Origin of the sequence: Okeanomitos corallinicola TIOX110 (genome assembly GCF_038050375.1) — a bacterium.
Lineage (GTDB): Bacteria > Cyanobacteriota > Cyanobacteriia > Cyanobacteriales > Nostocaceae > Okeanomitos > Okeanomitos corallinicola.
The window spans coordinates 2,306,870-2,332,172 of record NZ_CP150886.1 but is presented as its reverse complement, the minus strand read 5'-3'; the positions used below and the strand labels follow the sequence as shown (position 1 = coordinate 2,332,172).

Below are 25,303 nucleotides of genomic sequence, written 5' to 3'. Positions count from 1 at the left end.
AAGTAGGAGAAGAACATTGATATTTATCTTTTGCCTTCTTGCACTGACAACTGAAAACTGACTATTGTAAATTTATGACACTACCTAATGCCGGCAGCGTCTTGGCTACATTAACTGAACTAACTCAAGTTAATCGCACCCAGTCCCTACTTAGTCGGGTTAAAGACCTTTCTGTTAACGAATTTGTTTGTCTACTGGACTTTATCACGGCAGAGTTTCAGCAGTTTCTCAGAGCTATTGATTTGATTAATAATGAAGCTCTAGAAGGGATGTTGGAAAAGGTCTTAGAAGCCATCACTTTAAAAATTGGTCAAATTCTCCAAGCTGAACATACAGCAATTTTTTTGGTTGACTACGATAAAGCTCAGTTGTGGTCAAAAGTTCCCCAAGATAAAAATCAAAAATTCTTAGAAATTCGTACCCCTTTAAATGTAGGTATTCCCGGTCATGTGGCTACCACAGGCAAATATTTGAATATTGCGGAAACTGCAAACCATCCTCTTTTTAGTCGAGAGTTGGAAAAGCAAATGGGTTATAAAATCCGCAATCTTTTGTGTATGCCTGTGGTCAGTAGTAAAAAGCAAACTGTAGCGGTTGTACAACTGGCAAATAAAGCCGGTAGTATTCCTTTTTCTGAAGATGACGAAAAGTCATTTTTGGATTTTGCCGCCTCCATTGGCATTATTTTAGAAAGTTGTCAGTCTTTTTATGTAGCGGCTAGAAATCAACGTGGTGCAACGGCTTTGTTACGTGCTACCCAGACTTTAGGGCAAAGTTTAGATTTAGAAGCAACTTTGCAGATAGTCATGGAACAAGCCCGGATTTTGATGCAAGCAGACCGCAGCACACTGTTTTTGTATCGCAAGGAAATGGGGGAATTGTGGACAAAGGTAGCAACAGTTAATGAGAAAAAACTCATAGAAATTCAGATTCCTTCTAATCGCGGTATTGCTGGTTATGTCGCTTCTACAGGTAAAGCCTTAAATATACCCGATGCTTACCAAGATCCCCGTTTTGATCCGACTACAGATAATAAAACTGGCTATGTCACTCGCAATATTTTATGTTTACCTGTTTTTAATTCTGCCAATGAGTTAATTGGTGTTACTCAATTAATTAATAAAGATCAAGGTAGTTTTACTTCTTCAGATGAAGAGTTTATGAGGGCTTTTAATATCCAGGCGGGAATAGCTTTGGAAAATGCCCGTTTATTTGAAAATGTATTGTTAGAAAGACAGTATCAAAAAGATATTCTGCAAAGTTTGTCTGATGCGGTGATTTCTACAGATATGCAAGGTCAGATAGTTACTATTAATGATGCAGCTTTAGAGTTACTGGGTTGTCCTTTGCGCGCAGCTAATAGAACTGTTAACAAAGTTCTGTGGAAAGAAAATCTAGTAGGGCGTAAAGTTTGGGAAGTTGTACCAATTGAAAATTTACAAATGCGTTTGGAAGATAGTTTAAAATATGCTTCTAGACATTATGTCCCAGAACAAGACCTATCAGTGGGATTATATGAAGTTAAAAAAGATGCTACTAAACTAGGGAATCCCAGACATCAAAAGTTAATTTTGGCCATGAGCGATCGCCAAAATCCTCATGTTTTTATTCCTTGGAATCAACCGCTAACTCCACAATCTGAATTACTGAGTGCGGATGTAGTGAAAGAATTAGAAAGGAGTATCAATTTAACTATTAATCCTCTCACTAACCCAGAAGGGGGAGTTAGGGGTGGTTTGGTGGTTCTGGAAGATATTAGCCGAGAAAAACGCCTTAAAAGCACTATGTACCGTTATCTGACACCCCATGTTGCCGAGCAGGTCATGGCTTTGGGTGATGATAGTTTGATGGTGGGTGAAAGAAAAGAAGTCACAATTTTATTTTCTGATATTCGCGGTTATACAACTCTGACGGAAAATTTGGGTGCGGCTGAGGTGGTATCACTATTGAATCAATACTTTGAAACGATGGTGGAATCGGTTTTTCAGTACGAAGGAACTTTAGATAAGTTTATTGGTGATGCGTTAATGGCCGTGTTTGGTGCGCCCTTACCACTACCAGAAAATCACGCTTGGCGAGCAGTACAATCAGCTTTAGATATGCGTCGGCGGTTGCAAGAATTTAATCACAGACGAATTGTTCAATCTCAACCACAGATTCATTTTGGCATTGGGATTAGTTCGGGGGAAGTGGTTTCGGGGAATATCGGTTCTCGGAAACGGATGGATTATACAGTTATTGGTGATGGTGTGAATTTAAGTTCTCGCTTGGAAGGTGTAACCAAAGAATACGGCTGTGATATTGTTATTAGCGAATTTACTTATAATTTATGTCGTGATTGCGTGTGGGTGCGCCAACTAGACAAGATTCGTGTGAAGGGTAAACACCAAGCTGTAGATATCTATGAGTTAATTGGCGATCGCTCAACTCCCCTAGATGATCAAACCCAAGAGTTTTTATACAATTATGATGCTGGACGCGCTGCGTATAAATCACAAAATTTCACCCAGGCGGTCGCTTATTTTAAAACTGCTAAACGTATTCGTCCCCAGGATCAAGCTACAGATATACACTTAGAACGTGCCTATAATTACCAAAAAATGCCACCACCAACATCTTGGGATGGTACTTGGACAATGGTAACAAAGTAGTGAGTGAATAGAAGACAACAACGCAGTTACAAAACTTCTCAATTATCAATCATAGGTCTAATCGTCAGATTGAGAATCATCTTGAAAGGGTTCTTCACCTATCCTGAGTTCTTTTTTTGAGCGCTTTAATTGCTTCCACAAAGCCTTGATTTGTTCATAAGCTTCCTCTGGTGGAAGTTTACCACCTGTTTCCAGGTTACAAATATAGCTTATCCGTTGGGCAAATTCTTGTAAATTTGCATTAAAAACCAAGTTTTCGGGTTGTACGTGACCATAGTAACGGCCACGAGGATAGAGAAAATCGTCTTTATTAACCATTTTTCTCTCCATATATTTAATTCTCCTGCTGATGTTATTTTGTACAGCAAAATCACTAGCTACGTTTATTTTGATTTTATTAATTCAGAAGACAGCAAAAGATTAAAACGTGATTAATGATACAGTTTTGAAGCGATTAGTCAATTTCAAATTTGGCAAGATAATAAAGTTATAAGTCATTATTCAGCAGGTTTCTAGTAAAGGTATATGGGAAAATGTTTTTTCTTGACAAAAATTTATAAGGCTACATCTGGTGATACGAACCTTCTCTTTCGACCTGGTAACAGGATATATTATTATGATTATATTTGTTATTTGTGTTATTTGTGTAATTAATTTTGTGTACCTACTTATTTAATTCATCTCCAGAAATGTTCTCAAATTATAAGGTTATTTTTTGTAGAGGATGCATAATATACCGATGGATAATATTCTGAGTGCTGTCACTGACTGCATTCTCAAGGCCGAGACGATTCTTTTCATCGCTGGAGCAGGGTTATCTGCGGACTCTGGCCTACCCACATATCGTGGTGTTGGTGGACTTTTTGAAGGGGTTCTCACTCAAGAAGGTATACCCATCGAAGAAGCAATCAGTAGAAATATGTTACAAACTTGTCCCGAAGTAACTTGGAAATATCTGTGGCAAAATGACAGATCGTTAATCCTATTTTCAAACATTTTGTATAGATGTAGATTGTGTACTGCTCAATTTGACAAAGAAACTAGGGTTATTCAGTAAGATAAAACTTTTGTTTTCACAGGGTGAAAGTTATTGGAACTTCCAGAAATTATCCTACGAATATAATCATGAAACTGTTCTTGACCTGCTTCTTTAGTAGGGTGATAGGGACCATAATGTTTGTTACCTTGTTGGTATAGGACTTTCCTTCCTTGATGGATTTTGGTCATCAAATCGTGGTCTTCATATTCTATTTCGTACATATACTTTTCAAAGGCTTTCAGAAAGTCTTGATGTTGAGTAAATTGCTCTTCTACAAGGCGATATTCGTAAATTGAGCAGGAGTCAATGCTTTCTGGTACAACAATGGCAACTAGAGCAAAACACTGGGAAATTTCGATGATGATATTAGGATAAATACAAAGCCAGACAGCACCGTAGTCTTCTGGAAATTTACCAATATACTTGTTGTAACAATCTAAATATGCTTGTAGAGCGGGGGTTTTGATTTGAGGTTTTTCTCTCAGATGGATGGCTTGAACGCTAAAATCATCTTTAAAAATTGATTCAATATATCTAGAATCGAGAAAGGTTCTGAAATTAGGATGATATGCTTCTAGATGGTAGTTATCTAGAAATGTATCCATGTAACTTTTCCAATTTACCTTGACAAAGAAGCGTTCGTGGGCAAAGAAATTGAGCTTTTCAAAATCAATATCTGTAAACTTTTTGGCTGCTTTGAGAGCGTTTTTTAATGCAGATGAATTTTCTGGAAAAATAAAACCATCATAAATATCAATGGATTCTTTTTCTAGAGAATGTGTGCTAGATTCACATTCTATCCCAGTTGGATTGACAATATTTCCATTGAGATCATATGACCATGAATGTATTGGACAAACAATTTTATGACAACTTCCCTTGCCTTTGAGCATGGTTGCATAACGATGTTTACAAATGTTGGGTAAAACCTCAATGTTTTGTCCATCATGGATCAGAAATTTTGTGTCATTGGTATGTGGTAACACAAAATAATTTTGGGATTTGTTGACGAAGCTACTGTGTCCTAGAAAAACATTCTGAAATTGAAAATGCTTTTGTTCTGAAGTTAAAATTTCTTCAGAAAAATAAAATTCGTGAGCTAGAGAAGTCATATTGATTGTTGTAGTTAAGTAGATTTGATTAAGTCGAAAATTGAAAATGCTGAAAAGTTTGTAAAAACCCTATTTAATTTGCAGAAAATGCAGCTAAGGCTTCACCAGCTAGGCGACAAGTTCGCCAGTCGTGGAGAAAGGTTGCCCCTTGTTTTTTGTAAAATGCGATCGCACTTTCGTTACCATTGAGAACACTCAACTCCAATCGTCCACAACCTTGATCATTTGCCATCTTTGCCAAATAGCAAAACATTTTACTGGCCACACCCTGACGACGATATTCAGGTTTGACAAAGAGAGCTTCTAAATATAAACCTGGTTTCATCAAATAAACAGAAAAATTAAAGCAGTAAAGAGCAAATCCAGTCGGGACACCATTTATACAAGCAATAATTGCCTGAGCATCGGGATGAGAACTAAATAAACTTTTATGAAGTTGTTCGTATGTGCCAGTAACTTTGTGTGAAAGTTTTTCATGTTCAGCTAGAGCAATGATTAGCTCAAAAAGAATTGGTATATCATCAGGTATCACCGGACGAATTTCAATTGAGTGAGAAATCATAATTTACTATTAAACTATTAAGAATATTGTGTTTCATAAAGACAACAACTGGCTGATAATTTCAGTACCTTTACAAAATACCATATCAGTGAATCAAGATGGAAAAATATCTAATTTCATTCAAAACCTGAAACCAAATCGTATAGGTTATGTAGCCAAGTTTACCAGTTTCCGATCCCAAGTAGAAGCATAAGATATGGGGAATAGAGGAAATGGCTGATAAAATAGTTAAGCTGGAAACCATTGCTCTGATAAATGTATCTACCACTATGACTGCTAATCAAAAGCTCTATGAAGGTAAAGCCAAAATTATTTACACAACCGATGATCCAGAAATTTTATTAGCTGATTTCAAAGATGATGCGACTGCTTTCAATGCCCAAAAGCGAGGTACAATCCAGGGAAAAGGGAGTATAAACTGTACTATCTCCAGTAAGTTATTTCAACAGTTAGCTATTCATGGGATTAAGAATCATTTTCTTAATTCTCCAGCACCTAATCAAATGCTAGTGAGAGCAGTTAAAATTGTGCCATTAGAAGTAGTCGTGAGAAATATTGCAGCTGGTAGTCTTTGTCAGCAAACAGGATTACAACTGGGTACAATTTTAGAAAATCCTTTGGTAGAGTTTTATTACAAAGATGATAATTTAGGAGATCCCTTATTAACACGCGATCGCTTACGATTACTAAAACTAGCAACAGAGGAACAAGTCGAAAGTATTATCAATCTGGCTTTACAGATCAACAATTTTTTACAGGACTTCTGGAAAAAGTGCGGTATTACCCTAGTAGACTTTAAACTGGAGTTTGGTGTGGACTCACAACAACAGTTATTACTAGCGGATGAAATCAGCCCTGATACCTGTCGTTTGTGGGATATGGCAGAAAGTGATCCTAACCAGCGAGTAATGGACAAAGATCGCTTTCGTCGGGACTTAGGAAATGTAGAAAATGCTTATCAAGCAGTTTTACAAAGAGTCTTGGAGGTACTAGAAAGCTGAACTTAATCAGGTTTGAAGTCAGTATTTAGCTATTAGCAGTCAGCTTTTTCATGCTTTAGCTCAAAACATCTATTTGATAATTGACAAATTTATCAAACATTCTGACTCCTGAATTCTGACAGTAAATATAGTCCTTTGTCTTATATAACTAATGATTAATGACTAAATTTGTAATTGTGTGTGGTAGTGAACGGTAAATATGAATAAAAAACATTTATCACCTGTATTTTTGGCAGTTGTGGCGATCGCCACCCCATTAGAAACTTCATTCGGAGTCAATGCACAAACTCTGGATCATAGCCAGCAAATAACCAATAATTCGACGGTAGCAACCAAATCGTCCCTATCACAGGAAACAAGTCAAGATGATGTTCTAGCTCATCAAGAAACTGCTATTAACCAACAACCAGTAGTTATTGAAACTGAACAAAGCCTATCAGCCTCTGGAATACAAATTTCCACACCAGAAGTAATTATTTCAACAGAGACAAATCCATCTCAAACAGCAGAAACTCTCAGATCAGCATCCTCTGGTCATTCAGAAGCAAAACCAAAATCAGCAGTAATCATATCAACAACAGTAACAACAGAAACGACACCAATCCAAACAGCACAAGCTCTAGAACCTGAACTGGAAACAAGCCAAGAAAACCCCCAACCTTCAACGGGACAACCTCTATTCCCATCTGAGACAGAAAATACTGAACCTCGTGTACTAGTGTCAGAAGTAGCGGTAACATCACCAACTGGAGCAATTTCACCGGAACTGGAAAACCAAGTTTACCGAGCAATTCGTACTCAACCAGGACAAACAACCACCCGTTCCCAACTGCAAGAAGACATTAACGCCATCTTTGCTACAGGCTTTTTCTCCAATGTGCGAGCAGTACCAGAAGATACACCATTGGGTGTAAGAGTAAGTTTTATCGTTAATCCTAATCCTGTCCTGAGTAAAGTTGAAGTAGAAGCAAATCCTGGGACAGACATTAATTCCGTACTACCAGTTAACACTGTCAATAGTATTTTCAGTGAACAGTACGGCAAAATTCTCAATCTGCGAGACCTCCAAGAAGGTATCAAACAGTTAACAAAAGCTTATCAAGATCAAGGCTATGTCCTAGCTAACGTCATTGCAGCACCCAGAGTTGCGGAAAATGGAGTTGTCACCCTCCAGGTAGCAGAAGGAGTGGTAGAAAATGTCAAAGTCCGTTTTCGTAACAAAGATGGAGAGGAAGTAGACGATCAAGGAAATGCCATCAAAGGCAGAACCAAAGAATATATTATCACGCGGGAACTAGAACTCAAACCCGGTCAAGTATTTAACCGCAACACAGCCCAAAAAGATCTGCAAAGAGTGTTTGGTCTAGGATTATTTGAAGATGTGAATTTCTCCTTTGATACAGGAAGAGATCCCAATCAAGTAAATGTAGTAGTCAATGTAGCAGAACGTAGTAGTGGATCAATAGGTGCTGGTGCGGGTATTAGTTCTGCCAGTGGATTATTTGGTACAGTCAGTTATCAACAACAAAACCTGGGTGGTAGGAATCAGAAACTGGGAGCAGAAGTCCAGTTAGGGGAAAGAGAACTATTATTTGACCTGCGATTTACAGACCCTTGGATTGGTGGTGATCCTTACAGAACTTCCTACACAGCGAATATCTTCCGCAGACGTTCAATTTCCTTGATTTATGAAGGAAAAGAGAATAATATTGAAACCTTTGATCCAGGTAATATTACAGATACAGATAAACAAGACCGCCCCAGAATTACTCGTTTAGGCGGTGGTGTATCTTTCACCCGTCCTCTTTCTGCTAACCCTTATGAAAGGTCAGAATGGGTAGCTTCCGCAGGTTTACAATATCAAAGGGTTTCTAGCCGAGATGCAGATGGTGATGTGAGACCAGTGGGTGCGATTTTTGATGATAATGGTAGTATTATCAGTCCTACCGTACCTTTGACACAATCAGAAAGTGGGGAAGACGATTTACTTTTATTACAACTAGGAGCAAGACGCGATCGCCGTAATAATCCCTTACAACCTACCAGCGGTTCTTTTCTCCGCGTTGGAGTTGATCAATCTGTACCCATTGGAGAAGGTAATATTCTGCTCACCAGGGTGAGAGGTAACTACAGTCAATATTTCCCCGTCAACTTTTTAAGTTTGAGTAAAGGGCCACAAACTTTGGCGTTTAATCTCCAAGGTGGTACTATTCTGGGTGACTTACCACCCTATGAAGCTTTTACCCTTGGTGGTAGTAATTCAGTCCGTGGTTATGAAGAAGGTAGATTGGCTACAGGACGTAGTTATGTACAAGCATCTGTAGAATATCGCTTTCCTGTTTTCTCCGTAGTTAGTGGCGCGTTATTCTTTGACTATGGTAGTGACTTAGGAACAAGTACCAGAACCGCAGAAATTTTAAATAAAAATGGTAGCGGTTACGGTTACGGTTTAGGTGTGCGTGTACAGTCTCCACTAGGACCAATTCGCATAGACTACGGTTTAAGTGATGACGGTGATACCCGTATTAACTTTGGGATTGGGGAAAGGTTCTAATAGGAGTCAGGTGACAGAGGAAAATTCCTGAACTCTGGGATTTTACCTCTTGCCTTCTTAACTAATGATTTTTATATCAGGGTGTTTGCGATAATACAGGGAACATGAGAAAAAAAAACGACAAAAAAATACTGGTTTTTAGGCAATGCACCAACATACATTAGCTGGGGAAATTACCCAAACAGGTGTGGGATTGCATAGTGGCGTGAGTACCAGTGTGAGAATATTACCAGCAGAATCAGGGAGAAATCGCTATTTTGTGCGAGTGGATTTGCCTAATTCGCCCATAATTCCTGCTGAAATTGCTACCGTTAATCAAACTCTACTTTCAACTCAGTTGGGTACAGATGAGGTTTATGTCCGTACGGTAGAACACTTATTAGCGGCTTTATCTGCGATGGGTGTGGATAATGCCAGAATTGAAATTGATGGTCTAGAAGTACCGCTTTTAGATGGTTCAGCGCAGATATGGACTGAAAGTATTATGTCCGTAGGATTGGCATCACAATCAGTCAGTGAGGAACAAATCCCAGTAGTTAAAGAACCTATCTGGGTACGTCAAGATGATGCTTTTGTCTGTGCCTTACCATCTTCAGAAACTCGGTTTAGCTATGGAATTGATTTTGATTTACCTGCAATTGGTAATCAGTGGTACAGTTTTTCATTATCCAATCCTTTGGCAACAACCGAAAATACCTTTGTGACAGAAATTGCACCGGCTAGGACATTTGGGTTATTACATCAAATTGAATATCTGCAAAAGTCAGGGTTAATCAAGGGTGGCAGCTTGGATAATGCCCTAGTTTGTGGTAAAGATGGTTGGGTAAATGGACCATTAAGATTTGCAAATGAACCAGTACGTCATAAGATATTGGACTTAGTAGGAGATATCAGCTTACTGGGTAAATTTCCTGTTGCTCACTTTTTAGCTTATAAAGCTAGTCACAATCTACATATTCAACTGGCACAAAAAATTTTACAATTACTTTAGAATCTGGTTTTGTCCGCTAGTTTTCACCCAAGTTACTAATTCCTAGAGGTATTAGTGGTTACAAATTACGAATTACAAATTACCCATGTCAACTCTTACCCAAGTTAATTCTACTAACGTGGTTACATCTGAAGAAGAAAATCAGGATAACAGTACAACGGAAATCAAAACTACCTTCTCAGTAGAAGAGATTCAGCAACTATTACCTCATCGTTATCCCTTTTTGTTAGTAGATAAAATTATTGACTATGTTCCTGGCAAATTGGCTGTAGGCGTGAAAAACGTCACTTTCAATGAGCCGCATTTTCAAGGTCATTTTCCCGGACGTTCACTGATGCCTGGTGTCCTGATTGTGGAAGCAATGGCACAAGTGGGTGGGGTTGTCATGACCCAAATGCCAGATATACCAAAAGGATTATTTGTATTTGTTGGTATTGATAAAGTTCGTTTCCGTCGTCAAGTAGTTCCTGGTGATCAATTGATTCTCACAGTGGAACTGTTATCAATTAAGCAGCGTCGTTTTGGTAAAATGCAGGGTCGAGCCGAAGTTGACGGAAAATTGGCTGCTGAAGGGGAACTAATGTTTTCTTTAGTGAGTTAAAATTGTGCTTTGCTGATGTTGGCATAGCCGTGAAATGCCCATCAGCCAATCATAAGCAAGGATAACAGTAACAACTAAAAACTACAAGTCTATCTAGCTTATTTACTTAATTTTTAGACTTTCGTCATCCTCACACATCACTTATTTTGCCCGACACGTTTTTTTACTGAACTCGGTTTTGGAGAGTCACCCTTGAAGACACTTATTCATCCAACTGCTGTAATACATCCTGATGCGGAACTCCACTCAACGGTGCAAGTCGGTGCTTATGCTGTGATTGGAGCGAATGTCAAAGTAGGAGCAGAAACTGTAATTGGCGCTCATGCAGTGATAGAAGGCCCTTGTGACATTGGTAAAGGAAATCATATTTTTCCTGGGGCTGTGATTGGTATGGAACCCCAGGATCTCAAGTATGTGGGAGAACCTACCTGGGTAAAAATTGGTGATAATAACGCCATTCGTGAGTATGTAACTATTAACCGTGCTACCGGTAGAGGTGAGGCCACGGTGATTGGTAATGGTAATCTACTGATGGCTTATGTTCATGTTGGTCATAACTGTATAATTGAGGATTCCGTGGTTATTGCCAACTCCGTCGCTTTGGCAGGTCATGTGTATATTGAGTCTCGCGCTAGGTTAAGCGGAGTTTTAGGTGTTCATCAGTTTGTACACATCGGTGGTATGGCGATGGTAGGCGGGATGACTCGTATTGACCGTGATGTGCCTCCTTATACGTTAGTTGAGGGAAATCCTTCACGGGTGCGATCGCTTAATTTAGTGGGTCTAAAACGCTCAGGAATGCCATCTAGTGAGTTCCAACTACTGAAAAAAGCTTTTCGCATTCTCTACCGGTCTGATTTACTGTTTAAAGATGCTCTGGCAGAGTTGGAACTTTTGGGAGATACGGCACAGTTGGAACATTTGCGTCGTTTCTTGCTACTTTCACGAATGCCAGGAAGACGGGGTTTAATTCCTGGTAAGGGGAGAATTAGCTCAAGTGATGATTAACCTGGCGGTTTTTTTGTCGCTGATTGGGAAACTACGGCAGTTCCTATCTTAGCAAGCTGCTTAACGGACTGCCTTCCCAAAATTGTGCTGACTTATAACTGAAAACTGACAACTGAAAAGTGACAACTGAGCAAATGCGAATATTTATCAGCACTGGGGAAGTTTCTGGCGATTTGCAAGGGGCGCTGTTAATTCAGGCGCTTCAGAAGCAAGCTGGGGCTATGGGTTTAGAATTAGATATTGTAGCCTTGGGTGGTGAGCAAATGTCCGCCGCTGGTGCAAAAATTATAGGTGACACTAGCGGTATTGGTTCAATGGGTATTATTGAAGCTTTGCCGTATTTTATACCCACTATTCAATTACAAAGACGGGCGATCGCCTATCTCAAAAATAACCCACCAGATATCATTGTCTTAATTGACTACATGACCCCTAATATTGCCATTGGTGGTTACATGGAAAAATATTTTCCTGATGTTCCTGTGGTGTATTACATTGCTCCCCAAGAATGGGTGTGGTCAATGAGTTTAGAAAGAACTAAAAAAATTGTTAGTTTTACAGATAAGTTATTAGCAATTTTCCCAGAAGAAGCTCGTTATTATCAACAAAAAGGAGCTAATGTTAATTGGGTTGGTCATCCTTTAGTTGATAAAATGGCTAAAGCACCAAGTCGAGAAACTGCACGGAAGGTGTTAGGAATTAAAGAAGAGGAAATTGCGATCGCTCTTTTACCAGCTTCCCGTGGACAAGAATTAAAATATTTATTACCTGCAATTTTCCAAGCTGCTAAAAATATTCAATCAAAGTTACCAAACGTCAGGTTTTTAATTCCTCTATCTTTGGAAAAATTTAGAAATAAGATTCAAAAATCTATTCAAGATTACGGATTAAAAGCAACAATACTATCAGGTCAACAACAAGAAATTTTTGCATCAGTTGATTTTGCAATTACTAAATCAGGAACTGCAAATTTAGAATTAGCTTTATTAAATGTTCCCCAAGTTGTAGTTTATCGTCTTCATGCTTTTACTGCTTGGATAGGAAGAAAAATTCTTAAAGGTTCAATTCCCTTTGCTTCCCCGGTAAATTTAGTTATCATGCGGGAAATTGTTCCAGAATTTTTACAAGAAGAAGCAACAGCAGAGAATATTACTCAAGCAGCAATGGAAATATTATTAAATCCTGAAAAGCGAGAAAAAACCTTATTAGATTATCAAGAAATGCGCCAATGTTTGGGAGAATTGGGAGTATGCGATCGCACTGCAAAAGAAATTTTAGAAATGAAAATTAGGTAACAGGTGATAGAGTATATGGGAAAATAAATCACCCTATTCCCTATTTATAAGAATTTTGGGAAAAGGGAAAGTACAGAGACAAAATGATGAAAAAACGACCTATAGCAGTTGATTTATTTGCAGGTGCAGGAGGAATGACTCTTGGTTTTGAACAAGCTGGTTTTGATGTCCTTGTTGCTGTGGAATTAGATCCTATTCATTGTGCAATTCATCAATTTAATTTTCCCTTTTGGAAAGTCTTATGTAGAAGTGTAGAAGATATCACAGGTTCAGAAATTAGAAATAGTAGCGCAATTAATAATCAAGAAATTGATGTAGTTTTTGGTGGTCCACCCTGTCAAGGATTTTCATTAATTGGTAAACGTTCTTTTGACGATCCTAGAAATTCTTTAGTTTTTCATTTTATTAGGTTAGTAATAGACTTACAACCTAAATTTTTTGTCATGGAAAATGTTAAAGGAATGACCGTAGGTAAACACAAAGATTTTATTGGAGAAATCATTGATAAATTTGAAAATAATAGTTATAAAGTTAATCATAATTATCAAGTTTTAAATGCAGCTAATTATGGAGTTCCTCAAAATCGGGAAAGATTGTTTTTATTAGGTTGTCGTCAAGATTTAGAATTACCAAGCTATCCAGATAAAATTACCCATCAAGCTAAATTAAATACTAAATTTAAAAAATCCTTAAAACTACCACCAACACCTACAGTTTTAGAAGCATTACAAGATTTGCCAACAATTGAAAATTACCCAGAATTATATCAACAAGATTGGGTTTTAGCTGATTTTGGTAAACCCAGTCAATACGCAATAAAAATGCGTAGTCCGCGCATTGCGAAAAATAACTATTCCTATTCACGTAAATTTGATCATCGCATTCTCACATCTAGTTTACGAACAAAACATAGTCCTGAATCTATTGAAAGATTTGCATCAACACCTCATGGAAAAAACGAACCAATTAGCCGTTTTTATAAACTAGATCCTCATGGTTTATGTAATACCCTTAGAGCAGGAACAGCTAGTAATAAAGGTGCTTTTACTTCTCCTCGTCCTATACATCCTTTCGTTCCTAGATGTATTACCGTGCGAGAAGCAGCACGTCTACATTCTTACCCTGACTGGTTTAGATTTCATCCCACAAAATGGCATGGTTTTAGACAAATTGGTAATTCCGTTCCTCCATTTTTAGCGCAAGCTGTAGCAGCGGAAATTATAAAGGTTTTAAATGTGGAAATTGAGCAATCTAAAAGAGTTAAAATTTTAGATAATATAAATTTGCTAACTTTGGATATGTCAGAAGCAGCTAAATATTTTGGAGTTGACCCTAATGTAATAAAGCCTAGAGTTAGAAAAAATAAATGTTTAGATGTATCCGCTCAATAAATGGGGTTGGACTACCTATTTGGGAAGGATTTTAGGCCATTCGAAGCTTGAATTATGAAATTTTTAAAAAACCAAAAAACAAAAGCCCCTCTATTAATAGAGAGGAGGCTTTTGTGTGAATTATTGCCCTGGCATCGAGCTATTTTGGCGTGGGGCAACCCCCAGACTATCGTGGCCGCAACAGCGTTTCACCTCTGAGTTCGGGAAGGGGTCAGAGTGGTTCCACCGCGCAATAGACACCAGGAAAACTTTTAATTGCTAATTTGTAATTCGTAATTCGTGATTAAAGAATTAAAAATAACAAATCAAACAGCAACCCTGAAGACTGCAAGTAACGCGAAATATGATTGACCAATGAGATGAGAGGTCAAGCCCTCGGTCTGTTAGGACTCCTCAGCTACATACATTACTGTACTTCCACTTAAAGCCTATGAACGGGTGTTCTGCCCGTGACCTTACCTACTTAAAGTAGTGAGAACACTCATCTTGAGGTGGGCTTCCCACTTAGATGCTTTCAGCGGTTATCCGCTCCGAACGTGGCTACCCAGCGTCTACTGTTGGTACAATAACTGGTACACCAGCGGTTCGTTCCTCCCGGTCCTCTCGTACTAAGGAGGACTCCTCTCAATGTTCTTACGCCTGCACCGGATATGGACCGAACTGTCTCACGACGTTCTGAACCCAGCTCACGTACCGCTTTAATGGGCGAACAGCCCAACCCTTGGGACGTACTTCCGCCCCAGGCTGCGATGAGCCGACATCGAGGTGCCAAACCTCCCCGTCGATGTGAACTCTTGGGGGAGATCAGCCTGTTATCCCTAGAGTAACTTTTATCCGTTGAGCGACGGCCATTCCATGCTGAACCGTCGGATCACTAAGGCCTACTTTCGTACCTGTTCGACTTGTCGGTCTTACAGTCAAGCTCTCTTATTGCCTTTACACTCGCCGCACGGTTTCCAAGCGTGCTGAGAGAACCTTTGCGCGCCTCCGTTACCTTTTAGGAGGCGACCGCCCCAGTCAAACTGCCCACCTGAAACTGTCCTCTCTCCGGCTGACGGAGATGAGTTAGAATTCTAGCTTCGCCAGAGTGGTATCTCACCGTTAGCTCCCTTCTCCCCACAAGGAGAAGTTCATCGCTTCCCACCTATCCTGCGCAAGCCAAGCCCGAACACAATTCCAGGCTACAGTAAAGCTTCATAGGGTCTTTCTGTCCAGGTGCAGGCAGTCCGTATCTTCACAGACATTCCTATTTCGCCGAGTCTCTCTCTGAGACACCATCCAGATCGTTACGCCTTTCGTGCGGGTCGGAACTTACCCGACAAGGAATTTCGCTACCTTAGGACCGTTATAGTTACGGCCGCCGTTCACCGGGGCTTCAGTCGCTAGCTTCATGTTGCCACTGACCAACTTCCTTAACCTTCCGGCACTGGGCAGGCGTCAGCCCCCATACGTCCTCTTTCGAGTTTGCGGAGACCTGTGTTTTTGGTAAACAGTCGCCTGGATCTCTTCACTGCGACCCACTCTCGTGGGCACCCCTTCTTCCGAAGTTACGGGGCCATTTTGCCGAGTTCCTTAGAGAGAGTTATCTCGCGCCCCTTGGTATTCTCAACCTCCCTACCTGTGTCGGTTTCGGGTACGGGTAAGATATCTTCATCACATTACTAGCTTTTCTTGACACTATCCTTCACCAAACGGAGTTCGTAAACCCCTCCCAAACCAATCAGGGTATGGCTATCTTTCATGCGTCCCTAGCAATGCTCCCATATCTTAGTCAGGGATTGTTGACCCTGTGTCCATCGACTACGCCTTTCGACCTCGCCTTAGGTCCCGACTAACCCAGAGTGGACGAACCTGGCTCTGGAACCCTTAGGGTTTCGGGGCATTGGATTCTCACCAATGTTTGCGCTACTCAAGCCGACATTCTCACTTCCGTTTCGTCCACAGCTGCTCGCCGCTACTGCTTCTCCCTACTACGGAACGCTCCCCTACCGATTAATGTTTAGTTAATCCCACAGCTTCGGTACATCACTTAGCCCCGTTCATTTTCGGCGCAGGATCGCTTGACTAGTGAGCTATTACGCACTCTTTCAAGGGTGGCTGCTTCTAGGCAAACCTCCTAGTTGTCTGTGCAATCCCACCTCCTTTATCACTTAGTGATGATTTGGGGACCTTAGCTGGTGGTCTGGGCTGTTTCCCTCTTGACGATGAAGCTTATCCCCCACCGTCTCACTGGCAATGTGTTCACTGGGTATTCTGAGTTTGTCTCGATTTGGTACCGGTCTCCCAGCCCGCACCGAAACAGTGCTTTACCCCCCAGTTTTAATCATTACCGCTGCGCCTCAACACATTTCGGGGAGAACCAGCTAGCTCCTGGTTCGATTGGCATTTCACCCCTAACCACAACTCATCCGCCGATTTTTCAACATCGGTCGGTTCGGACCTCCACTTGGTGTTACCCAAGCTTCATCCTGGCCATGGTTAGATCACCAGGGTTCGGGTCTATAAATACTGATTATCGCCCTCTTCAGACTCGGTTTCCCTTTGGCTCCAGCATTCTCGCTTTAACCTACCAGTACCTATAAGTCGCCGGCTCATTCTTCAACAGGCACGCGGTCATCCGTTAAATCGGACTCCCACTGCTTGTAGGCTAACGGTTTCATGTTCTATTTCACTCCCCTTCCGGGGTTCTTTTCACCTTTCCCTCGCGGTACTTGTTCACTATCGGTCACACAGTAGTATTTAGCCTTACGAGATGGTCCTCGCTGATTCACACGGAATTTCTCGTGCTCCGTGCTACTCGGGATTCAGCTACTATCCTTCAACTTTCGACTACAGGACTTTCACCCCCTCTGGTGCAGTATTTAGCTGCTTCGTCTAGTCTCTAGATTCGATATCGCTGTCCCACTACCCCAACAAGTAAACCTGTTGGTTTAGGCTCTTCCCCTTTCGCTCACCACTACTCAGGGAATCTCTTTTGATTTCTCTTCCTCCAGCTACTAAGATGTTTCAATTCGCTGGGTTGGCTCTTTCCTGTCTATATATTCAACAGGCAGTATATAGGGTTGCCCCATTCGGACACTTCCGGCTCTCAGTTTGCTTCCAACTCCCCGGAACTTTTCGTAGGTAACCACGTCCTTCTTCGCCTCTGTGTGCCTAGGTATCCACCATTAGCCCTTATTAGCTTGACCACAATCCATTGGTTTCTTCCATCTGACAGTCTTTCGACTGCCTGCTTCGCGTTACTATGCAGTTTTCAAGGTTCTGACTGGCTTTCACCAGCAGTCTAGCTTTTCACTAGTTGCTGATTTTGACCAGAGCAATAATAATACTTTGAAAGAGAACTTACCAATCTCGACCGACCTAGAGTAGACCAATTTAGTCTCTAATTGCTGATTGCTTTCGATTTCTAAATGGATTAGGTCTCCCTAAAAAGGAGGTGATCCAGCCACACCTTCCGGTACGGCTACCTTGTTACGACTTCACCCCAGTCACCAGTCCTACCTTCGGCATCCCCCTCCTTGCGGTTGGGGTAATGACTTCGGGCGTGACCAACTTCCATGGTGTGACGGGCGGTGTGTACAAGGCCCGGGAACGAATTCACTGCAGTATGCTGACCTGCAATTACTAGCGATTCCTCCTTCACGAAGGCGAGTTGCAGCCTTCGATCTGAACTGAGCTACGGTTTATGAGATTTGCATCACATCGCTGTGTAGCTGCCCTTTGTCCGTAGCATTGTAGTACGTGTGTAGCCCAAGGCGTAAGGGGCATGCTGACTTGACGTCATCCTCACCTTCCTCCGGTTTGTCACCGGCAGTCTCTCTAGAGTGCCCAACTTAATGCTGGCAACTAAAAACGAGGGTTGCGCTCGTTGCGGGACTTAACCCAACATCTCACGACACGAGCTGACGACAGCCATGCACCACCTGTCTCTGCGCTCCCGAAGGCACTCTCAGCTTTCACCGAGATTCGCAGGATGTCAAGCCTTGGTAAGGTTCTTCGCGTTGCATCGAATTAAACCACATACTCCACCGCTTGTGCGGGCCCCCGTCAATTCCTTTGAGTTTCACACTTGCGTGCGTACTCCCCAGGCGGGATACTTAACGCGTTAGCTACGGCACGGCTCGGGTCGATACAAGCCACGCCTAGTATCCATCGTTTACGGCTAGGACTACTGGGGTATCTAATCCCATTCGCTCCCCTAGCTTTCGTCCCTCAGTGTCAGTTACGGCCTAGCAGAACGCTTTCGCCACCGGTGTTCTTCCTAATATCTACGCATTTCACCGCTACACTAGGAATTCCTTCTGCCCCGAACGTACTCTAGTTCTGTAGTTTCCACTGCTTTTATCTGGTTGAGCCAAATTCTTTAACAGCAGACTTTCAGTTCCACCTGCGGACCCTTTACGCCCAATCATTCCGGATAACGCTTGCATCCTCCGTATTACCGCGGCTGCTGGCACGGAGTTAGCCGATGCTTATTCCTCAAGTACCGTCATTTTTTTCTTCCTTGAGAAAAGAGGTTTACGACCCAAGAGCCTTCCTCCCTCACGCGGTATTGCTCCGTCAGGCTTTCGCCCATTGCGGAAAATTCCCCACTGCTGCCTCCCGTAGGAGTCTGGGCCGTGTCTCAGTCCCAGTGTGGCTGATCATCCTCTCAGACCAGCTACTGATCGTCGCCTTGGTAGTCCCTTACACTACCAACTAGCTAATCAGACGCGAGCTTATCTTCAGGCAATAAATCTTTCACCTTCCGGCATATCCGGTATTAGCAGTCGTTTCCAACTGTTGTCCCCGACCTAAAGCCAAATTCTCACGCGTTACTCACCCGTCCGCCACTATCTCCGAAGAGACCGTTCGACTTGCATGTGTTAAGCATACCGCCAGCGTTCATCCTGAGCCAGGATCAAACTCTCCGTTTTGGTTTGTTTGTTTAGCTCTTACTATTATTTTTCTCTACTCCGAAATCCTCTTTTCTTCCTTACAAGGATTTCTTTGTTGAAATTTCTTTGACGAGGAATGGTCGTCTTTTTTCTTTCAAAGTATTATTTTGTCTCGGTTCAGTTGTGGGCTTCGTTTGCCTCACCTAAATAAATATAGCAACTCTCTCTTTCTGTGTCAACTACTTTTTCTATCTTTTTTGGGATTCTTTGGGAAAATAACCTGTAACTGCTTCTGGATAAGGGTTTTGTTGATTTGTGTTGTCTGCTGTTTAATTCAAGTACAAGGAAAATATCAGAAATGAGACATCTTGTCTCTGATATCTCTATCCTAATTTTATGCAACCTGGAATGTGGGTGAGACAGTTTGTGTGTATTGAATGGGAAACGAATATATGTAGTGTATCTCTACTGTAGTTAGTTGAGGTGGTGAGGTTGCTGTTGCTGCCAAATTTGTCAAAATATATCTGTAGGCTAGAATTACTAAGCTTATGACTTAATTTTGGTGCGGTAGATTTATAAGCCAAGCTTGACTGTTTATAGAAAATAACAGGAAATAAATATGGACAACAACAATTGGTTGGAACAAATAATGATGCTGGGTATTGGTACAACCTCTCTGGTAGCAGACAAACTCAAGGAGGTTAGTGATGAATTAGTGAAGGATGGGAAGCTCAATCCTGAACAAGCTAAGGTGGTTATGGATGATATTGTGGAGCAATTGAGGTCGGAGCAGGGTAACTGGGAAGTACAAATGCAACGACAGATGCGGAATATGATGCAGGATTTGGGGGTTGCGCGTCAGTCTGAGGTAGATGAGTTGCGGGGTAGGATTGATCGCTTGGAACGTCAGGTGCGGGACTTGGAAAATAAGCTTTGGCGTTAGTATACCTATTGTGATTTAAACTAATTCTTGTCCTGTTGGTAATCTGATTACCAAACTACCTGTGTATATAAGGAGGGCTAATTTTGAAGGGAATTTTTCTCAGCGTGGGTTTCATGCTGGTGTGTGTTTTGGTTTTAGTGTTAGCACAAATGGGTGGTAAACAAGATGCTGCTGTTGCTGCTAAGTTATCTGAGACTCAACCAGTTACCACTGCTGTAATTGAAAAAAAAGATACTGTGATAGCGAGCGATAATATGTCTGAAGAAAACATTATAACTACTGACTCTGGTTTGAAGTATATTGAACTAGAAAAAGGTGCTGGTGAAGTGACTCCTGAACGGGGACAAACGGTTGTAGTTCACTACACTGGTACTTTGGATGATGGGACTAAGTTTGATAGTTCACGCGATCGGGGTCAACCTTTTAGTTTTAAGATTGGGGTTGGACAGGTAATCAAAGGTTGGGATGAAGGACTAAGTACGATGAAAGTGGGAGATCGCCGCAAGTTGATTATTCCTTCTGAGTTGGGTTATGGTGCGCGCGGTGCTGGTGGTGTGATTCCACCTTACTCAACTTTGATTTTTGATGTGGAATTGTTGAAGATTAAATAAGATTCGGTAATGGGTAATAGGAAGAAAAATTACTAATTACCCATTACTATTAGTCAATAATATCCCTGTTTTATCACTTTCCGGATGAAGCAAATAGTAAATAAACCTTTTTACCCAGAAGCATAAAAGGGTTTAAATCCATTCATTGCATCAATAAGATGATTGAATCCAAGCAATAAATTGGAATTGGAAAAATATCAAGCCAAGGATAAATCAACTAACAGAAACAGTTCTTCAAGGATTGTAAAACTGGTGGCTATAATTTAGAGGATTAGAGGACAGTAAAGTGAATGAGACTCGTTTTTTAGCCTTAGTTTTATTGATTGTGATTGCTTATAGTTTAGCAAACTAGGAAAAAGGAAAAAGTAAATAATTATTTATTTAATTTAATTTAATTACAAATTACTGTAATATTTCTCCTGCTTTTACAAAGAGAACCTGTGAGGAATTTAACCATTGAGATTCAAAAGCACCCAAATGAGTAGTAGTAATTAAGGTCTGAAAACGGTTTTGGACAGCATCAAGCAGTTGATTCTGACGAGATGGATCTAATTCTGCTAAAACATCATCTAATAAAAGTAAAGGGGGTTCATTGATGACTTCTTCAATTAATTGTAATTCTGCTAATTTTAAAGCCAGGACTAAGGTTCTTTGTTGTCCTTGAGAACCATATTGGCGGGCTGGTGTTTCATTAATATCTAATTTTACTTCATCTCGGTGTGGTCCTACTAAAGTAATACCCCGATGTAATTCAATAGCAGAACGCTGTTTAATTTTATCGAAAAAAGCCTGTTGTACTTCTTCTGCTTGATCTTTACCTATGGGAACATTAGGATCGTAATTAATGTGCAAAACTTCTTGACTATTACTAATAGTAGCGTGCCAAGCAGCAGCTATGGGTGCTAATCTTTGAATTGCTCTTTCCCGTCTTCTAATCACTCTTGTTCCTGCGGTAACTAATTGTGCATCCCAGATAGCAAGTTCTGACTCTATATCTTTAAAAGTAGATTGTTGACTGCGTTTTAGAAAAGCATTGCGTTGGCGTAATATTTGATTATATTGATGTAATATGTGAGCATAAACTGGTTCAAGTTGAATCAAGAGTGTATCCAACCAACTACGACGAACTTCAGGACTACCCCGAACTAATTCTAAATCTAAACTCGAAAACTCTACGGCGTTAAAAATGCCAAGAAAATCCATTTGTCGGCGGACTTTTTCACTGTTAACAGCTACACTACGGCGGCTATTTCGTCTAAGAGTTAATGTTAAATCACTTGTGCCGGCAACTCTTTCTAAAGAGGCATTAATTTGGGCAATATCTTCTCCATCTTTGATTAATTCTCGATCTTTTGCCATCCGATGCGATCGCAATGTAGCTAACAACTCTACAGCTTCTAATAAGTTTGATTTCCCCTGAGCATTATTACCAACTAAAATTGTTTTAGCAGCATGAAAATCAATTTTTTGTTCTTGGTAGTTGCGAAAATTACGAAGATGTAGAGTTCTTAGGTACATACAGCATATTAGGAAGTAAATAAGGTACAAATCTAAATCACATGGACTTGATTCTAAAGGGTTTTAGGGCTGACTGTAATTCTAATTAATAAGTGATAGGTAATAACTAATAAAGTTAGTTAATAGTTATTATTTAGGTAGAGGTGGTAATAGGTAATATTTATTTTTTAATCACCAATCACCAATCACCAATCACCAATTAAACAGTCTTTTTGCCCATAAAACGGAAGAATAACTTTTCACACTCAACCCAGACAAACATTAAAGAACTAAAACCAATACAAATTCCTAATTCAGAGAGACTGAGTGCATGAGTACCAAAAAAAGCTCTTAAAGGTGGAACATATACTAACATTAATTGCAGTATTGTGGTAACAACCACAGAACCTAATACAAAGAGATTAGAAAAAGGATTCATTTCGATAGTGAGTTGATTATTAGAACGAATGGCGATCGCATGACCCATTTGGGCAATACACAGAGTAGTAAACACCATTGTTTTCCAAGCATCGGGATCACCTTCATAACCCTGGGCATGAGTATGATTAAAAGCCCACCACATTAAAGTAATAGTAATAATGGCAAACACAATCCCAATCCGCACCATGTAAGCACCTAAACCTCTGGCAAAAATACTTTCACGAGGACTAAAAGGAGGGCGCTGCATCACATCTGGTTCTGGGGGTTCAACAGCTAAAGCTAAAGCTGGTAAACCATCCGTTACCAAATTCATCCAGAGTATTTGTAGGGGAGAGAGAGGAACAGCGCCTAAACCAATTAATGGTGCAGAAGCGATAGTGATAACTTCGCCGATATTACTACCCAAAATGTATTTAATAAAACGACGGATGTTAGTATAAACAACTCTACCTTCCTTAGTCGCGGCGACAATAGTAGCAAAGTTATCGTCTAACAGCACCATATCACTGGCTTCCTTACTGACATCTGTACCAGTAATACCCATAGCGATACCAATATCTGCCTGTTTCAGAGCAGGTGCATCATTAACACCATCTCCGGTCATAGCTACAAATCTACCGCGACGTTGTAGAGCCTGAACAATTCGCAGTTTGTGTTCTGGGGAGACTCTGGCGTAAATACTGACTAAATCAACCTGTGCTTCTATTTCTTGGTCACTCATTCTTTGCAATTCTTGACCAGTGAGAACTCTGGCATCAGCATCAGCTATACCTAAGTCTACAGCGATCGCCTTAGCAGTTAATTGATGATCACCGGTAATCATCACCGGACGAATACCAGCTTGGCGACATTCTGCTACCGCTGTTCTGACTTCTGGACGGGGAGCATCTAACATTCCCACCAAACCCAACCAGATTAAATCTTGTTCTGAAGTATCTTCTGAAGCTTCAGGAGGTACTTCTGTCAGGGGTTTATAGGCAAAACCTAACACCCGTAAACCTTGGGAAGCCATTTGTTCATTAGCTGCCAAAATTTGAGTGCGTCGTTCTTCATCCAAAGGAAATGAGCGATCGCCCAGATAAATTTGAGTACAACGCTCTAAAGTTAATTCTGGAGAACCCTTGGTAAACATTAGATATGGTTCAGATGTCAAAAATCCAGCAATAACCGGATCAACACCACTCATACCCGGATCACTAGTAGCCACTTCCTCAACTTGGGAAATCACACTCATGCGTTTGCGTTCCGAAGAGAAGGGAAACTCAGACACACGGGGTAATTTACTATGCCATTGATCTTTTTCAATCCCAGCCTTACCTGCTAAAGTCATCAAAGCGCCTTCCGTGGGGTCGCCTAAAATTACCCATTCACCAGCTTCTTTTTGCAGCACCGAGTCATTACAAACAGCACAAGCAACCAACAAAGCGGATATTTCTGGAGATGTTTCTAAATCTATATTTTCTCCATCCAACTGAAAATCACCTTTAGGGGCATAACCATCACCAGTGACACGGAAATTTTGTTGATTAGTGTAGACTGACTGCACCACCATTTTATTTTGAGTCAGCGTTCCGGTTTTATCAGAACAGATAGTAGTTACAGAACCGAGAGTTTCTACCGCTGGGAGTTTTCTAATTAAAGCATGATGGCGCACCATGCGCTGAGTTCCCAGAGCCAAAGTCACAGTAATTACAGCTGGTAAACCTTCTGGAACTACAGCTACCGCCATACTCAGGGAAACTTCTACTAACTCTTGTAAGTTACTAAAACCCCTAGCTTGGATCACACCAGCCACGATCACAAATACTACTAGAACTAAAGAACCATACACCAACACATTACCCAACTGAGTCATGCGCTGTTGTAGAGGCGTAGGTTCACTTTCCACCGACTGCAACATGGTGGCGATTTTGCCTATTTCTGTTTGCATTCCGGTATTTGTCACCAGAACCTTAGCACGTCCTTGGACGACTTCCGTGCCTTGGAAAACTGAATTTAGGCGATCGCCTAGTGACGTATCTTCTGGTAATGTAAGTATGGCTTGCTTATTTACAGCCTCAGCCTCACCAGTCAGTGCTGACTCCCGCACTTGCAAGTTTGACTCTTCGATCAAACGTCCATCAGCAGCCACCTGTACACCAGCTTCCAGTAGCATAATATCCCCAGGGACAAGGTCTTTACCTGCCACCTCCGCCAATTTCCCATTACGAATGATCCGGACTAGGGGAGAGGACAATTTTTTTAAAGCAGCTAAAGCCTTTTCTGCACGGCTTTCTTGGACATAGCCAAGGATGCCATTGAGAATCACAATTGCCAAAATTGCAATAGTATCTTTGAATGGCACTTCACCGCTTTTTAATGTACCTTGTTGTAATGATAAAAAATCTAACAACCCAGAGATGATAGCTACACCAATTAGCATCAATAACATAATGTTAGTGAACTGATCTAGTAGAATCTCCCAAGGCTTGCGACCATTAGTTTCTTCTAATTCATTAGTTCCGTACTTTTGTAAACGTGCTTCAACTTCTGGGGATGTTAAGCCGCTGTCTGCATTACTATCTAGCAGGTTTAAGGCTTTATCAATTTCTAAACTATGCCACACTGCGGCACTTTCAGGTAAAGAATGAGCAGACATCGTGTATGTTACAGGAAAGGGTTACAAAATTCGATCATAATTGAGTGATGGCAGGAATTCCATCAGCTATGTATTAAGGATCGGAGGCTGG

Annotated in this window: 16 protein-coding genes, 3 rRNA genes and 1 pseudogene; 12 read left to right on the top strand and 8 right to left on the bottom strand. The window is 40.9% G+C overall.

Annotated elements, in window-relative coordinates:
* Window positions 1-74: 74 nt before the first annotated feature.
* Entirely contained in the window at window positions 75-2,651 is a 2,577-nt protein-coding gene (locus WJM97_RS10100) for a GAF domain-containing protein (RefSeq protein WP_353932899.1), read from the top strand.
* Window positions 2,652-2,708: 57 nt separating this feature from the next.
* Here WJM97_RS10100 and WJM97_RS10095 read toward each other — a convergent pair whose 3' ends face one another.
* Window positions 2,709-2,981 (bottom strand): hypothetical protein, encoded by a 273-nt coding sequence (locus WJM97_RS10095; protein ID WP_353932898.1) that lies wholly within the window; start codon window positions 2,979-2,981, stop codon window positions 2,709-2,711.
* Window positions 2,982-3,390: 409 nt separating this feature from the next.
* Here WJM97_RS10095 and WJM97_RS10090 point away from each other — a divergent pair, with 409 nt between their 5' ends.
* Window positions 3,391-3,708, top strand: coding sequence for a hypothetical protein (locus tag WJM97_RS10090; protein WP_353932897.1), 318 nt, complete (start codon window positions 3,391-3,393; stop codon window positions 3,706-3,708).
* On the opposite strand, the gene WJM97_RS10085 is transcribed toward WJM97_RS10090, so the two are convergent.
* Window positions 3,702-4,802 carry an SRPBCC family protein gene (locus tag WJM97_RS10085; RefSeq protein ID WP_353932896.1) on the bottom strand — a complete coding sequence of 367 codons (1,101 nt, stop codon included), beginning with the start codon at window positions 4,800-4,802 and terminating at the stop codon, window positions 3,702-3,704. The genes WJM97_RS10090 and WJM97_RS10085 overlap by 7 nt on opposite strands.
* 73 nt (window positions 4,803-4,875) lie before the next feature.
* Window positions 4,876-5,364, bottom strand: a complete 489-nt coding sequence (locus WJM97_RS10080) for a GNAT family N-acetyltransferase (protein ID WP_353932895.1) — start codon at window positions 5,362-5,364, stop codon at window positions 4,876-4,878.
* Window positions 5,365-5,633: 269 nt separating this feature from the next.
* On the opposite strand from WJM97_RS10080, the gene purC reads away from it, so the two are divergent.
* From purC to WJM97_RS10045, 7 genes are all read left to right on the top strand, one after another.
* Window positions 5,634-6,365, top strand: coding sequence for a phosphoribosylaminoimidazolesuccinocarboxamide synthase (purC, locus tag WJM97_RS10075; RefSeq protein ID WP_353933143.1), 732 nt, complete (start codon window positions 5,634-5,636; stop codon window positions 6,363-6,365).
* Window positions 6,366-6,564: 199 nt separating this feature from the next.
* Window positions 6,565-8,919 (top strand): BamA/TamA family outer membrane protein, encoded by a 2,355-nt coding sequence (locus WJM97_RS10070; protein WP_353932894.1) that lies wholly within the window; start codon window positions 6,565-6,567, stop codon window positions 8,917-8,919.
* 145 nt (window positions 8,920-9,064) lie between these two features.
* Window positions 9,065-9,910 carry a UDP-3-O-acyl-N-acetylglucosamine deacetylase gene (lpxC, locus tag WJM97_RS10065; RefSeq protein ID WP_353932893.1) on the top strand — a complete coding sequence of 282 codons (846 nt, stop codon included), beginning with the start codon at window positions 9,065-9,067 and terminating at the stop codon, window positions 9,908-9,910.
* An 85-nt stretch (window positions 9,911-9,995) separates the two neighbouring features.
* Window positions 9,996-10,511, top strand: coding sequence for a 3-hydroxyacyl-ACP dehydratase FabZ (gene fabZ / locus WJM97_RS10060; RefSeq protein WP_353932892.1), 516 nt, complete (start codon window positions 9,996-9,998; stop codon window positions 10,509-10,511).
* 192 nt (window positions 10,512-10,703) lie between these two features.
* Window positions 10,704-11,519: an acyl-ACP--UDP-N-acetylglucosamine O-acyltransferase gene (lpxA, locus tag WJM97_RS10055; protein WP_353932891.1), complete on the top strand. Its 816-nt coding sequence runs from the start codon at window positions 10,704-10,706 to the stop codon at window positions 11,517-11,519.
* Window positions 11,520-11,653: 134 nt separating this feature from the next.
* Window positions 11,654-12,814, top strand: a complete 1,161-nt coding sequence (gene lpxB / locus WJM97_RS10050; protein ID WP_353933142.1) for a lipid-A-disaccharide synthase — start codon at window positions 11,654-11,656, stop codon at window positions 12,812-12,814.
* 83 nt (window positions 12,815-12,897) lie between these two features.
* Complete coding sequence (locus WJM97_RS10045; protein WP_353932890.1) at window positions 12,898-14,205, top strand: DNA cytosine methyltransferase; 1,308 nt, start codon at window positions 12,898-12,900, stop codon at window positions 14,203-14,205.
* A gap of 126 nt (window positions 14,206-14,331) precedes the next feature.
* Here WJM97_RS10045 and rrf read toward each other — a convergent pair.
* The 3 genes from rrf to WJM97_RS10030 all read right to left on the bottom strand — a co-directional run bounded on the left by rrf (window position 14,332) and on the right by WJM97_RS10030 (window position 19,121).
* A 5S ribosomal RNA gene (gene rrf, locus WJM97_RS10040) occupies window positions 14,332-14,449 on the bottom strand.
* A gap of 119 nt (window positions 14,450-14,568) precedes the next feature.
* Window positions 14,569-17,393 (bottom strand): 23S ribosomal RNA (locus WJM97_RS10035).
* 241 nt (window positions 17,394-17,634) lie between these two features.
* Window positions 17,635-19,121, bottom strand: a 16S ribosomal RNA gene (locus tag WJM97_RS10030).
* The 16S, 23S and 5S rRNA genes sit together here, the layout of an rRNA operon.
* Window positions 19,122-19,701: 580 nt before the next feature.
* Here WJM97_RS10030 and WJM97_RS10025 point away from each other — a divergent pair.
* The 3 genes and pseudogenes from WJM97_RS10025 to WJM97_RS10015 form a co-directional block, all read left to right on the top strand.
* Window positions 19,702-20,025: a phasin family protein gene (locus tag WJM97_RS10025; protein WP_353932889.1), complete on the top strand. Its 324-nt coding sequence runs from the start codon at window positions 19,702-19,704 to the stop codon at window positions 20,023-20,025.
* An 83-nt stretch (window positions 20,026-20,108) separates the two neighbouring features.
* Window positions 20,109-20,636 (top strand): FKBP-type peptidyl-prolyl cis-trans isomerase, encoded by a 528-nt coding sequence (locus WJM97_RS10020; RefSeq protein WP_353932888.1) that lies wholly within the window; start codon window positions 20,109-20,111, stop codon window positions 20,634-20,636.
* A 224-nt stretch (window positions 20,637-20,860) separates the two neighbouring features.
* A pseudogene (locus WJM97_RS10015) lies at window positions 20,861-20,982 on the top strand (IS4 family transposase); the annotation flags it as partial.
* 56 nt (window positions 20,983-21,038) lie between these two features.
* Here the strand turns inward: WJM97_RS10015 and recF are convergent.
* Together recF and WJM97_RS10005 are read right to left on the bottom strand one after the other, a co-directional pair.
* Window positions 21,039-22,154 carry a DNA replication/repair protein RecF gene (gene recF, locus WJM97_RS10010; RefSeq protein ID WP_353932887.1) on the bottom strand — a complete coding sequence of 372 codons (1,116 nt, stop codon included), beginning with the start codon at window positions 22,152-22,154 and terminating at the stop codon, window positions 21,039-21,041.
* Between the two features lie 199 nt (window positions 22,155-22,353).
* Window positions 22,354-25,212, bottom strand: a complete 2,859-nt coding sequence (locus tag WJM97_RS10005) for a cation-translocating P-type ATPase (RefSeq protein WP_353932886.1) — start codon at window positions 25,210-25,212, stop codon at window positions 22,354-22,356.
* Window positions 25,213-25,303 lie beyond the last annotated feature (91 nt).